This is a genomic window from Micromonospora sp. WMMD812, from assembly GCF_027497215.1.
Taxonomy (GTDB): Bacteria; Actinomycetota; Actinomycetes; order Mycobacteriales; family Micromonosporaceae; genus Micromonospora.
The window spans coordinates 2,094,617-2,107,337 of record NZ_CP114904.1 but is presented as its reverse complement, the minus strand read 5'-3'; the positions used below and the strand labels follow the sequence as shown (position 1 = coordinate 2,107,337).

Below are 12,721 nucleotides of genomic sequence, written 5' to 3'. Positions count from 1 at the left end.
ATCAAGAGGCTGCAAGCGTGATCAATTTCCGCTACCACGTGGTGTCGCTGACCGCGGTGTTCCTGGCTTTGGCGATCGGCCTGGTGGTCGGCACCGCCGCCCTCAACGGCCCGGTCGCCGACTCGCTCAAGGAGCAGGTCACCGCGCTGCGCAAGGACAACCAGCAGATGCGCCAGACGGTCAACAACGTGGAGAAGCAGCTGGAGTCCGAGGAGGGCTTCGCGGCCGAGATGTCGCAGGTCGTCCTGCCCGGCAAGCTCACCGGCCGCCGGGTGCTGGTGCTCAGCCTCCCGACCGGGCGGGAGCACACCGAGGGTGTGATCAAGATGCTGCGGCTGGCCGGCGCCGACATCACCGGCCGGGTCGACCTGCAGGACAAGTTCATCAACCCGGACAACAACACCAACCTGCTCGAGCTGGCGGTGACCGCCGTCCGCCCGACCAGCACCCAGACCACCGGGCTGCCGGGCAACGGGCACGGCGTGGAGACGTCCAGCGCGCTGCTGGCCAGCGTGCTGCTGGACCGGGCGCAGGGCGTCGCCCCGGTCGGCGACGCCGACCGGCGGTCGGTGCTCGCCGCGTACACCAACGCGGGCTACCTGACGACGGAGGACCCGGTCACCGGGCCGGCGGAGGCGGTCGTGGTGGTCTCCGGCCAGCCGTACGTCGACAAGGACTCCGCGAAGAAGGACGAGTCGGTGGTCAAGGTCGCCGAGCAGTTCGACCGGACCGGCGCGATCGTCGTCGGCGGCAACGGGTCGGCCGGTGGCAACCTGGTGGCGATCGTGCGCGGCGACCCGGTGCTCTCCCAGACGATCTCCACGGTCGACAACGCCAACACGATCCAGGGCCAGCTGGTCACCAGCCTGGCGCTGGTGCAGCAGCTGACCGAGAAGAAGGCCGGCCAGTACGGCGTGGGCGACAGCGCCGCGTCGTTGCTGCCTAAACTGCCCCAGTGAGCGAACCACCTACCCGGATGTCCGTCCACGAGACGATCGAGGTGACCGCGTGAGGATGCTGGGCCGGCTGCTGGCCGTCGGCGCCGGGGCGGCCGCCGCCCGCTACGCGCTGCGCCAGGTGCGCACCTCGCCGGCCGGCCCGGCGCTGGAGCGGACCAACTTCCGGGGCCGGACGGTCACCCTCGCCGCGGGCCCCGCGCTCGCGGCCGGGGCCTCGGGCGCCGCCGCGCTCGGCGCCACCAGCGCCGCCGCCGGCGCCGCGGCGCTGGTGGCCGGGGTGGGCTCCGGCGCGGTGGGGCTCTACGACGACGTCGTGGGCGCCCGACCGGAGCAGAAGGCGGCCAAGGGTTTCACCGGCCACCTGGCCGCCCTGCGCGAGGGCCGGGTCACCGCCGGGCTCGTCAAGATCGTCGGGGTGGGCGCGGCCGGGCTCGGCGCGGCCGCGCTGCTCGCCGTCGACCCCCGGGTCGCCGCGCACCGGCGTCGGCAACGGCAGGGCGCGTTCGGCCGCGGCGTTGACGTGCTGCTCGGCGCCGGCGTGGTGGCCGGCACCGCGAACCTGCTCAACCTGCTCGACCTGCGTCCCGGCCGGGCGCTGAAGTCCGGCCTGCTGCTCGGCACGCCGCTGACCGGCGGCCCGCACGGCGGGATCGCCGCCGGGGCGGTCGGCGCCGCCGCCGGGTTGCTCCCGGAGGACCTCGACGAGCAGGTCATGCTCGGCGACAGCGGCGCGAACGCGTTCGGCGCGCTGCTCGGCGTCGCGCTCGCCGCCCGCACCGGCCCGCTCGGCCGGGCCGGCGTCCTCGCCGTGCTCGCCGGCCTCACCGCGGCCAGCGAGAAGGTCAGCTTCACTCAGGTGATCCAGCGGACCCCGGGGTTGCGTGAACTCGACTCGCTTGGCCGACGCGCCGACTGACGTGACCAGACCGGCTCCCCTCGCCGGCGCCGGCCGGGTGGCCGGAGCGGCCGCGCTCATCGCCGTCCTCACCGTGGTCAGCCGGCTCGCCGGCTTCGGCCGCACCGCCGTGTTCGCCTGGACGTTGGCGCCCACCGACCTCGGCGGCACCTACTTCGTCGCGAACAACCTGCCGAACTTCATCTTCGAGATCGTCGCCGGTGGGGCGCTGGCCAGTCTGGTCGTACCGCTGCTGGCCGGCGCGGTGGCGGCGGGGGACCGGCCGGCGGTGGCGGCCACCACCGGCGCGCTGCTGACCTGGACGCTCAGCCTGCTCGTGCCGCTGGCCCTCGCGGTGGCCCTGCTCGCCCACCCGCTGGTCGGCCTGCTCGGCCCCGGGCTCAGCCCCGAGCAGCAGCAGGCCGGCGCCCGGATGCTGCTGCTCTTCGCCCCGCAGCTGCCGCTGTACGGGGTCGGCATCGTGCTCACCGGGGTGCTCCAGGCGCACCGGCGGTTCGCCTGGCCGGTGATCGCCCCGCTGCTGTCCAGCATCACCGTGATCGCGGTCTACCTCGGCTTCACCGCCTGGCAGGGACGGCTGGCCACGGTCGGCTCGGTGACCGGCGGCGGTGAGCTGCTGCTCGCCGGCGGCACGACGCTCGGCGTGGTGGTGCTCTCCCTCTCCCTGCTGATCCCGCTGCGCCGGCTCCGGCTGCGCCTGCGGCCCGGCTACCGGTTCCCGGCCGACGCCCGCGCGCGGGTCGGCGGGCTCGCCGTCGCCGGGGTGGTGGCCGTCACCGCACAGCAGATCGCCCTGGCCGTCGCGATCAACCAGGTGACCTACGGGGCCCGGTCCAACCCGGGCGTCTACAACACCGCGCAGGCGATCTACTTCCTGCCCTGGGCGGTGCTGGCCGTGCCGCTCGCGGTGGCCGCGTACCCGACTCTGGTGGCGGCGCGGGCGGCCGGCGACGAGCGGACGTACCGGGAGACCCTGGCGCCGGCCGTGCGGGGGGTGATGCTGTTCAGCCTGCTGGGCGCGGCGGCGCTGGTCGGCACCGCCGGACCGGTCGGGCACTTCTTCTTCGGCCAGCCGGAGGTCGCCGCGACCGCCGCGGCGGCGATCGCCGGTTTCGCGCCCGGCCTGGTCGGCTACGGCCTCTTCGCCGTGCTCACCCGGGCCCTCTACGCCCGGGGCGCGACCCGGTCGGCGACCGTCGCCACCGGGGTCGGCTGGCTGACCGTACCCGCCCTGGCGGTGCTGTTCGGGCAGGTGCTGCCCCTCACCGACCGGGTGCTCGCGGTGACCCTGGCCACCTCCGCGGGGATGCTGCTGCTCGGCGGCCTGCTGATCGCCGCCGTGGTTCGGGCCGCCGGTCGGGACGCCCTGGCCGGCGTCGGCCGGGCCGGGGCGGCCGGTCTGCTCGCCGCCGTGGTCGCGGGGCTCGGCGGGGCGGCCACCGGTCACTGGCTCGCCGGCCTGGGTGACGGGACCCCGACGACAGCGGGGGCACTCGGTCAGGGCATGCTGTCCGGTGTCGTGGTCGGCGCCCTGTTCCTCGCCGTCGCCTGGCTGACCGATGCGCGGGACGTGCGGCCGCTGCTCGCGGCCGTGACCCGCCGGCTCGGCCGGCGGCGCCCGTCGGCCGCCGCCGGCACGCAGGAGGACCAGCGCCCCGGGGAGCGGGGCGACGGGAAGGAGACCGTTTCCTCATGACGGACGCCTCGTCGGCGCCGCGGTGGCCCGGCTCGGTGGCGCTGGTGCTCGCCTCCAGCACCGGCGGCGTGGGGCAGCACGTCCGGTCGGTGGCCCGCGGCCTCACCGCCGCCGGCGCGTCCGTGCTGGTCTGCGGCCCGGCCGCGACCCAGGACCAGTTCGACTTCACCGGCGTGGGCGCCCGGTTCCAGCCGGTCGAGATCCCCGCCAGCCCGACGCCGGCCGACGCCCGGGCGGTCGCCTCGCTGCGCCGCGCACTGGCCGCCACCGGCGTGGACGTGGTCCACGCCCACGGCCTGCGGGCCGGGCTGGTCGCCGTGCTCGCCCGGCCGGCGGCGCCGCTCGTGGTCACCTGGCACAACGCGGTGCTCGCCGGCGGCGTCCGCGGCACGCTGTCCCGGGTCGCCGAGCGGGTCGTCGCCCGGGGCGCCCGGGTCGCGCTCGGCGCCTCCGCCGACCTGGTGGAGCGGGCCGCCGCGCTCGGCGCCACCGACGCCCGGCTCGCCCCGGTCGCCGCACCCACGCTGCCCGCCCCGCACCGCCGGCGAGCCGCCGTGCGCGCCGAATTCGGCGTGCACGACCAGCGGCCGTTGATCGTCTCGGTCGGCCGGCTGCACCCGCAGAAGCGCTACGACCTGCTCATCGACGCGGCCGCCCGCTGGCGTACCCGCACCCCGGCGCCGGTGGTGGTGATCGCCGGCAGCGGTCCGGCGTACCTGCCGCTGGCCGCCCGGATCTCCGCCGCCCGGGCGCCGGTGACCCTGCTCGGCCACCGCACCGACGTGGCCGACCTGCTCGCCGGCGCCGACCTCGCCGTCGTCACCAGCGACTGGGAGGCCCGCCAACTGTTCGCCCAGGAGGCGCTGCGCGCCGGCGTACCGCTGGTGGCGACCGCGGTCGGTGGCCTGCCGGAGCTGGTCGGGGACGCGGCGCTGCTGGTGCCGCCCGGCGACGTGGACGCGGTCGACACCGCCGTACGCGGGCTGCTCGACGACCCCGAGCGCCGGGCCGAGCTCGGTCGGCGCGGCGCCGAGCGGGCGGCGACCTGGCCCACCGAGGCGGACACCGTCGCCGCGCTGGCCGCCCTCTACGCCGAACTGGCCCCGCGATCCGGCGACTCCACCAGCCCGGATGCCGGAGCACCGTCGACGGGACACCGGTGATGCTGCGCCGACTGGTTCCCGCCCTGCTTACCCTGGTGGTGGTCGCGCTCGGCATCGCCGCGCTGGCGGCGCGCCCCGATCGCGGCACGCCGCACCGCACCGCCGATTTCGTGGTGGTCGCCGGCGTCGCCGGGCTGCGCTGGGAGGACGTGGACCCGCAGACCACTCCGACGCTGTGGCGGATGGCCGAGCGGGGCTCCATCGGTTCGCTGTCGGTCCGCTCCGCGCACCGGCCCACCTGCCCGGTCGACGGTTGGCTGACGCTGGGCGCGGGCAGCTTCGCCGCGTGGAACGGCAGCCGGCAGGCCGACGGTTGCCCGGCGGCGCCGGTGAGCGTGGAGCAGCCCGACGGCATCGGCGCCAACCTGCCCGACCAGGAGAGCGTGGTCCACTACAACCAGGAACAGCTGCCGTGGGACACCATGCCCGGGTCGCTGTCCGAGTCGGTGCGCTGCTCGGTGGCGGTCGGCCCCGGCGCGGCCGTTGCCGCCGCCCGGCCGTTCGGCCGGGTGGACCGGTACGCCGCGGCGCTGCCCGCCGACCCCGCCGGGCTGCTCGGGTCCTGCGTGCTCAGCATCGTCGACCTGGGCACCGTCGACGGCGCCACGACGGCGGACCGGGCGGCCGCCGCGCGACAGGCCGACGCCCAACTGGCCCGGGTGCTCGCCGCCCGGCCACCGCGCTCGCTGGTGCTCGTGGCGGGGATCTCCGACACCGACGAGACGGCCCGGCTGCACGTGGCCGTGGCCGAGGGTCCGGGCTGGGAGCAGGGCTGGCTGACGTCGGCGAGCACCGGCCGGGACGGCTACCTGCAGCTGGTCGACCTGGCGCCGACCGCGCTCGCCGCGCTGGGCCGGCCGATGCCGGATCGGCTCTTCCTCGGCCGCCCGGCGGTCTCGGTGGCGGGGCGCTCCGCCGAGCTGTCCGCCGCGATCGCCCGGCCGGCCGACGCGGACCGCGAGGCCGCCGCCCAGCGGACCGTGGCGGGCTGGTTCTTCACCCTGCTCGCCGGGGCCCAGATTGTCCTCGCCGTCGCGGTCCTCCCCCTGCTGCGCCGGGCGCGCCGGCACGCTGGCCCGTACGGGCCGCAGCCGGTCTCCCGCCGGGTGACGGCGACCGTCGAGCTGCTGCTCGTCGCCGCCGCTCTGGCGGTGCCCGCCGCCCTGCTCGCCGACGTGGCGCCCTGGTGGCGGGCCGAACGGCCGGGCTGGAGCTTCGCCGGGGTGACGGCCCTGCTGGTGCTGGCCGGCACGGCCGTGGTCCGGCTCGCGCCCGGGTACGCCAACACCCTCGGGCCGCTCGGCGCGGTCGCCGGGCTGACCACGCTGACCGTCGGCCTGGACGTGCTGACCGGTTCCCGGCTGCAGCTCAACGGCGTGGTCGGCTACGCCGCCCAGGAGGGCGGCCGGTACGCCGGCCTGGGCACCGTGGGGCTCGGGGTGTTCCTGGCCGGCGCCCTGCTGAGCGCGGGCTGGCTCGGGCAGCAGCTGCCGCGGGGCTGGCGGCCGGCGGTCATGGTCGCGGTCGGCGGTGTCGCCGTGGTGATCGTGGGCAGTCCGTACCTGGGCGCCGACCCGATCGGCGCGATCGCGCTCACCGCCGGGCTGAGCGTGGCCGCGGCGATCAGCGCCGGTGGCTGGCTGACGGTCAGCCGGCTGGCCTGGGCGACGATGGCGGCGCTCGCCGTCACGATCGGTTTCGCGGTGGTGGACGTGCGCCGCCCGCCCGTTGAGCGGGGCAGCCTGGGCCGGTTCCTGGCCGCGCTCGGCGACGGCACCGGCGGGCTCACCCTGCACCGCTCCAGCACGGCCAACTTCGACACCCTCGTGAACAGTCCGCTGACCCTGCTGGCCCTGGCCGGCGCGCTGCTGGTGTGGTTCGCCCTGTTGCAGCCCTGGGGCGGGCTCATGCGGCTGTTCGGCATCTATCCGGCGATCCGGGCCGCGATCGGCGGCACCGCCGTGGCGGCGGTCATCGGCGGCGTGCTCGGCGGTTCCGCGCTGGATGTGGCGGGTGCCGCCGTCGCCGTGGTGGTGCCGATGGCCGCGCTGGCCTCGCTCCGGGTGCTCGACCACTCCGCCGACCGGACGCTGCCCGCCGCCGGCCGCCCGCGCGGCGACGGCTCCGGGGTGGCCGGCGACGACGGGCCGGGCGCCACCGGCGAGGGCGGCACCGGCGGTGGGGGCGACGGCCCGACCGGCGGGGGAGGGCCGTCCGGCGCGAGCGTCGTGGCCGGGGACACCCTCCCGGCCGCCCCCGGCGGCACGGCGCCCCGGCGGCCGACCGCCGACCCGGCCGAGGACGCCACGAACGCCGGGCGCGCCGCCGACCGGCCGGACGGCCCGGCCGCCGTGGCCCCGGACCCGAGCCCCGCCGCGCCGGATCCCGAGGACTCCGCGGTGACCGCGGACCCGGATCGGACCGCTGCGCCGGACCCCGAGCATTCCGCGGCGGACGCGGATCGGCCCCCGGCGCCGCGTCAGGCCGCGCGGCCGTCGCGTCAGGTCACCGCGCCCTGACCGAGGGTTCACCACCGCACGGCACGCCGGGCGTGACCTGGGTGCGGGCTGCGTACGCCCTCCGTGGTGGTGTTACTCTGGAATCCCGTGGATCGCGTGATCATTTTGCTGATCGGCTCGGCGGTCTGCACGACCGCGACGGACGACACGGGAGCAGGCCTTGGCCCCTTCAGCACGGACGACCAGGCACATTTTCGTCACCGGGGGCGTGGCCTCCTCGCTGGGTAAGGGCCTGACCGCCTCCAGCCTCGGCAACCTGCTCAGCGCGCGGGGGCTCCGCGTGGTGATGCAGAAGCTCGACCCCTACCTCAACGTCGACCCCGGGACGATGAACCCGTTCCAGCACGGTGAGGTCTTCGTCACCGAGGACGGGGCCGAGACCGACCTCGACGTCGGACACTACGAGCGGTTCCTGGACCGGGCGCTCTCCGGCAAGGCGAACGTCACGACGGGGCAGATCTACTCCGACGTGATCGCCAAGGAGCGGCGCGGCGAGTACCTCGGCGACACCGTCCAGGTCATCCCGCACATCACCAACGAGATCAAGTCGCGGATCCTCGGCATGGCCGACCCGGACGCCGACGGCCAGGTGCCGGACGTGGTGATCACCGAGGTCGGCGGCACGGTCGGCGACATCGAGTCGCTGCCGTTCCTGGAGGCGATCCGGCAGGTCCGCCACGACCTGGGCCGGGACAACTGCTTCTACCTCCACGTCTCGCTGGTGCCGTACCTGGCGCCGTCGGGGGAGCTGAAGACGAAGCCGACCCAGCACTCGGTGGCGCAGCTGCGCAGCATCGGTATCCAGCCGGACGCCCTGGTCTGCCGCTCCGACCGGGAGATCCCGGAGAAGCTCAAGCACAAGCTGTCGCTCTACTGCGACGTGGACGCCGAGGCGGTCGTCGCCGCCCCGGACGCGCCGAGCATCTACGACATCCCGAAGGTGCTGCACCGCGAGGGGCTGGACGCGTACGTGGTGCGCCGGCTCGGCCTCTCCTTCCGGGACGTCGACTGGAACAGCTGGGACGACCTGCTCGAGCGGGTGCACCAGCCGCGGCACACGGTGACCGTCGCGGTGGTCGGCAAGTACGTCGACCTGCCCGACGCGTACCTGTCGGTCAGCGAGGCGATCCGGGCGGCCGGCTTCGGCCACCGCGCCCGGGTGCAGCTGCGCTGGGTGCCCAGCGACGAGTGCGTGACCCCGGCCGGCGCGGCGGCCGCCCTGGCCGGCGTGGACGGCATCGTGATCCCCGGCGGCTTCGGGGTGCGGGGCATCGAGGGCAAGATCGGCACCGCCCGGTACGCCCGGGAGAACGGCATCCCCCTGCTGGGCCTCTGCCTCGGCCTGCAGTGCATGACCATCGAGGTGGCCCGGCACCTGGCCGGGCTGGACGGCGCCAACTCGCTGGAGTTCGACGAGGAGGCGAAGCACCCGGTCATCGCCACGATGGCCGACCAGGAGGACATCGTCGCCGGCAAGGGCGACCTCGGCGGCACCATGCGGCTCGGGGCGTACCCGGCGACGCTCGCCGAGGGCTCGCTCGTCGCCGAGGCGTACGACAGCACCGACGTCAGCGAGCGGCACCGCCACCGGTACGAGGTGAACAACGCCTACCGGGACGCGCTCACCAAGGCCGGCCTGCACATCTCCGGCACCTCGCCGGACGGGCGGCTGGTCGAGTTCGTCGAGCTGGACCGGAGCCTGCACCCGTTCTTCGTGGCGACCCAGGCGCACCCGGAGCTGAAGAGCCGGCCCACCCGGCCGCACCCGCTGTTCGCCTCGTTCGTCCGGGCCGCGATCGCCTACTCCCAGGCCGACCAGCTCCCGGTCGACCTGGACGCGCCGGCCGCGGAGCAGGCCGCCCGCAACGGCGCGGCGGCGAAGGCGGCGTCCGCGTCGTGAGCGCCGTCGAGCACCGCTACGAGGTCCGTTCCCGCGAGCAGCGCTGGTCCGGGCGGATCTTCGACGTGGTCACCGAGGAGGTGACCATGCCGGGCGGCGGCACCGGGCTGCGGGACATCGTCCGGCACGTCGGGGCGGTCGCCGTGGTGGCGCTGGACGACGCCGGCCAGGTGGTGCTGATCCGGCAGTACCGGCACCCGGTGGGGCGGCACCTCTGGGAGCTGCCCGCGGGGCTGACGGACGTCTCGGGCGAGGACCTGGCCGCCGCGGCGGCGCGGGAACTGGCCGAGGAGGTGGACCTGACCGCCGGCCGGATGGACGTGCTGGTCGACCTGCACAGCTCGCCCGGGTTCACCGACGAGCTGGTCCGGGTCTTCCTGGCCCGGGACCTGGCCGACGTGCCGGCGGAGCGGCGCCATGACCGTCTCGACGAGGAGGCCGACCTCCAGGTGGTCCGGATCGACCTGGACGAGGCGGTGTCGATGGTGCTGGCCGGCGAGATCACCAACGCGTCCTGCGTGGCCGGGCTGCTCGCCGCGGCCCGGGCCCGGGACGCCGGGTGGTCGGTGCTGCGCCGGGCGGACGCGCCGCTGCCGCGCTGAGCCCGGCGCCGCCGTCGCGGCGGTGGATCCGGCCTGACCGGCTGTGGCGCGACCGGCGCACCCGGTCGACGAGAGAGAGAAGGGCCGTGCGGCTTTGCCGCACGGCCCTTCTCGTTGTCCGCGTCAGTCGCGCAGCGGGCGGCCCTGCCCGTCGACGCCGCCGTTCACCAGGATCAGGATGCCGTCGATGAGGCCCCAGAGGCTGCCGAGGCCGAAAGTGCACACGCTCACGACGAGCTGCAGCACGCCGATCTTGGTGTGGCCCATGTAGAACCGGCCGGCACCGAAGAATCCGAGCAGAATGCCCAGGATGCCCGCGACGACCTTGCTCTTGTCAGAAACGCCCTGGGGGTACCCGGGCTGGTAAGGAGGAGTGGTCATGACGCGACACCATATAGATCGACTCGCGTCCTGTCCGCAGCGGCACCCGGAGAGTGGGACGATAATGGACGAACACTGTCCTGACGGCTGAGGCGACGCCCCACCGGGCGGCCCGGCTCGACACCTGACACACCGTCAGTGCGTGCCGGCACCGGATGTCACAGTGCTGGCCCTCCCGGGCCGGCCACGCGCCTAGACTGCCGCCGGCGGGACCGGTGGACCGCGGCGGCAACGGGGCCGTCGCGCACCGCGCATTCGGGGGTGAGCGGCCCCGGAGAAAGGTGTCTGCATCGTGAAGGTCGGAATCCCACGCGAGGTCAAGAACCACGAGTACCGCGTGGCGATCACGCCGGCGGGCGTCAACGAGTTCACCCGCCACGGCCACGAGGTCTTCGTCGAGGCCGGTGCGGGCGTCGGCTCGAGCATCACCGACGACGAGTTCGCCGCCGCCGGCGCGAAGATCCTGGCGACCGCCGACGAGGTCTGGGACGCCGCCGATCTGGTGCTCAAGGTCAAGGAGCCGATCGCCGAGGAGTACCACCGGATGCGCGAGGGGCAGGTGCTCTTCACGTATCTGCACCTGGCCGCCTCGAAGGAGTGCACCGACGCGCTGGTCGACCGCAAGGTCACCGGCATCGCGTACGAGACCGTCGAGCTGCCCGACCGCTCCCTGCCGCTGCTCGCCCCGATGTCCGAGGTGGCCGGCCGGCTCGCCCCGCAGGTGGGCGCGTTCTACATGATGCGCACCGGGGGTGGCCGGGGCGTGCTGCCCGGCGGCGTCTCCGGCGTGTACGCGGCCAAGACCGTGGTCATCGGCGCCGGCGTCTCCGGCATGAACGCCGCCGCCATCGCGCTCGGACTGCAGTCCGAGGTGCTGCTGCTGGACAAGAACGTCGCCCGGCTGCGTCAGGCCGACGCCATCTACCGGGGCCACCTGCAGACCGTCGCGTCCAACGCGTACGAGATCGAGCGGGCCGTGCTCGACGCGGACCTGGTCATCGGCGCGGTGCTAGTGCCCGGCGCGAAGGCGCCCAAGCTCATCTCCAACGAGCTGGTGTCCCGGATGAAGCCGGGCAGCGTGCTCGTCGACATCGCCATCGACCAGGGCGGCTGCTTCGAGGACTCGCGCCCCACCACGCACGCCGACCCGGTCTACAAGGTGCACGAGTCGATCTTCTACTGCGTGGCGAACATGCCGGGCGCGGTGCCGAACACCAGCACCCACGCGCTGACCAACGTCACCCTGCCGTACGCGCTGGAGCTGGCGAACCAGGGCTGGCGCGAGGCGCTGCGCCGCGACCCGGCGCTGGCGTTGGGCCTGAACACCCACGCCGGCCAGGTCACCTACGGCCCGGTCGCCGAGGCGCACGGCATGACCGTCCTCCCGCTGGCCGACGTACTGGCCTGAGGGGCGGCGGGCTGACCGGACCATCCGACGGGGCCGGCACGGGCGTGGAGCCCGCGCCGGCCCTGCGCCGTGCCGTGCGCGGCTACCTGGACCACCTGACGGTCGAACGTGGCCTGTCGTCGAACACGCTCGCCTCGTACCGTCGGGACCTGGACCGCTACCTCACCACCCTGGTCGACGCCGGCATCGCCGACCTGGCGTCGGTCGGCGCCGGCGTCGTCGAGTCGCACCTGGCCCGGCTGCGCGCCGGCGACGAGGGGCATCCGCCGCTGGCCGTCTCCTCGGCGGCCCGGGCCGCCAGCGCGGTGCGCGGCCTGCACCGCTTCGCGCTGCGCGAGGGACTGGCCGGCGCCGACCCGAGCCGGGACGTGCGCCCGCCGACGCCGCCACGCCGCCTGCCCCGGGCGCTGCCGGTCGACGAGGTGGTGCGGCTGCTGGAGACCGCCGGCCCGGTCACCGCGACCGGCGAGGGCGCGCCGCTCGCGCTGCGGGACCGGGCGCTGCTGGAGTTCCTGTACGGCACCGGGGCGCGCATCTCCGAGGCGGTCGGCGCCGCGGTGGACGATGTGGACTCGGCCGAGGGGACCGTGCTGCTGCACGGCAAGGGCGGCCGCTCCCGACTCGTGCCGATCGGCGGGTACGCCGTCGAGGCGCTGCGCGCGTACCTGGTCCGGGCCCGCCCCGGGCTGGCGGCCGCCGGCCGGGGCACCCCGGCGGTGTTCCTCAACGCCCGTGGCGGCGCGCTGTCCCGGCAGGGCGCCTGGACCATCCTGCGCCGGGCCGCCGAGCGGGCCCGCCTGCCCATCGAGGGGCCCAATGCGGTGTCCCCGCACACACTGCGCCACTCGTACGCCACGCACCTGCTCGACGGCGGCGCCGACGTCCGGGTGGTGCAGGAGCTGCTCGGGCACGCCTCGGTGACCACCACGCAGGTGTACACGCTGGTCACGGTCGAGCGGCTGCGCGAGGTGTACGCCACCGCGCACCCCCGCGCCCGCGGCTGACCCGCGCCCCGGCGCCGCCCCCGGCTCGTCGGGCTGATCGCCGTCGGCCGCGGCGTCGTCGCCAGGGCGCCGTCGGCCGTGGCGACGCTGGAATCGGCGCCGCTGGACTCGGCGTCGTCGGCCTCGGCGCCGCTGGCCTTGGCGCCGTCGGCCTCGGCGTAGCCGGCCCACAG

10 protein-coding genes are annotated in these 12,721 nt (G+C 75.5%); 9 read left to right on the top strand and 1 reads right to left on the bottom strand.

Going from position 1 to position 12,721, the window contains the following annotated elements; genetic code table 11:
* Positions 1–17 precede the first annotated feature (17 nt).
* The 7 genes from O7603_RS09545 (at position 18) to O7603_RS09515 (ending at position 9,755) form a co-directional block, all read left to right on the top strand.
* The gene (locus tag O7603_RS09545; protein ID WP_281575334.1) at positions 18–959 is read left to right on the top strand and encodes a copper transporter; all 942 of its coding nucleotides are present in this window, start codon (positions 18–20) and stop codon (positions 957–959) included.
* Positions 960–1,008: 49 nt separating this feature from the next.
* Complete coding sequence (locus tag O7603_RS09540; protein WP_281575333.1) at positions 1,009–1,875, top strand: hypothetical protein; 867 nt, start codon at positions 1,009–1,011, stop codon at positions 1,873–1,875.
* Position 1,876: 1 nt separating this feature from the next.
* A complete protein-coding gene (locus O7603_RS09535; RefSeq protein ID WP_281575332.1) occupies positions 1,877–3,571 on the top strand; it encodes a lipid II flippase MurJ in 1,695 nt (564 codons plus the stop codon).
* Positions 3,568–4,734 carry a glycosyltransferase family 4 protein gene (locus O7603_RS09530; RefSeq protein WP_281575331.1) on the top strand — a complete coding sequence of 389 codons (1,167 nt, stop codon included), beginning with the start codon at positions 3,568–3,570 and terminating at the stop codon, positions 4,732–4,734. Before O7603_RS09535 ends, O7603_RS09530 begins: the two co-directional genes overlap by 4 nt.
* Positions 4,734–7,253 (top strand): hypothetical protein, encoded by a 2,520-nt coding sequence (locus O7603_RS09525; RefSeq protein ID WP_281575330.1) that lies wholly within the window; start codon positions 4,734–4,736, stop codon positions 7,251–7,253. The genes O7603_RS09530 and O7603_RS09525 overlap by 1 nt, the downstream gene beginning before the upstream one ends.
* Before the next feature lie 160 nt (positions 7,254–7,413).
* Positions 7,414–9,153, top strand: coding sequence for a CTP synthase (locus O7603_RS09520; RefSeq protein WP_281575329.1), 1,740 nt, complete (start codon positions 7,414–7,416; stop codon positions 9,151–9,153).
* Complete coding sequence (locus tag O7603_RS09515; RefSeq protein ID WP_281575328.1) at positions 9,150–9,755, top strand: NUDIX hydrolase; 606 nt, start codon at positions 9,150–9,152, stop codon at positions 9,753–9,755. Before O7603_RS09520 ends, O7603_RS09515 begins: the two co-directional genes overlap by 4 nt.
* Positions 9,756–9,878: 123 nt before the next feature.
* Here the strand turns inward: O7603_RS09515 and O7603_RS09510 are convergent, their stop codons facing one another.
* The gene (locus O7603_RS09510; RefSeq protein ID WP_348651073.1) at positions 9,879–10,202 is read right to left on the bottom strand and encodes a TM2 domain-containing protein; all 324 of its coding nucleotides are present in this window, start codon (positions 10,200–10,202) and stop codon (positions 9,879–9,881) included.
* Between the two features lie 226 nt (positions 10,203–10,428).
* Here O7603_RS09510 and ald point away from each other — a divergent pair, with 226 nt between their 5' ends.
* Positions 10,429–11,544, top strand: a complete 1,116-nt coding sequence (ald, locus tag O7603_RS09505) for an alanine dehydrogenase (RefSeq protein WP_281575326.1) — start codon at positions 10,429–10,431, stop codon at positions 11,542–11,544.
* Between the two features lie 11 nt (positions 11,545–11,555).
* On the top strand, positions 11,556–12,548 hold the full coding sequence (locus tag O7603_RS09500; protein WP_281576650.1) for a site-specific tyrosine recombinase XerD: 993 nt from the start codon (positions 11,556–11,558) through the stop codon (positions 12,546–12,548).
* The last annotated feature ends 173 nt before the right edge of the window (positions 12,549–12,721 follow it).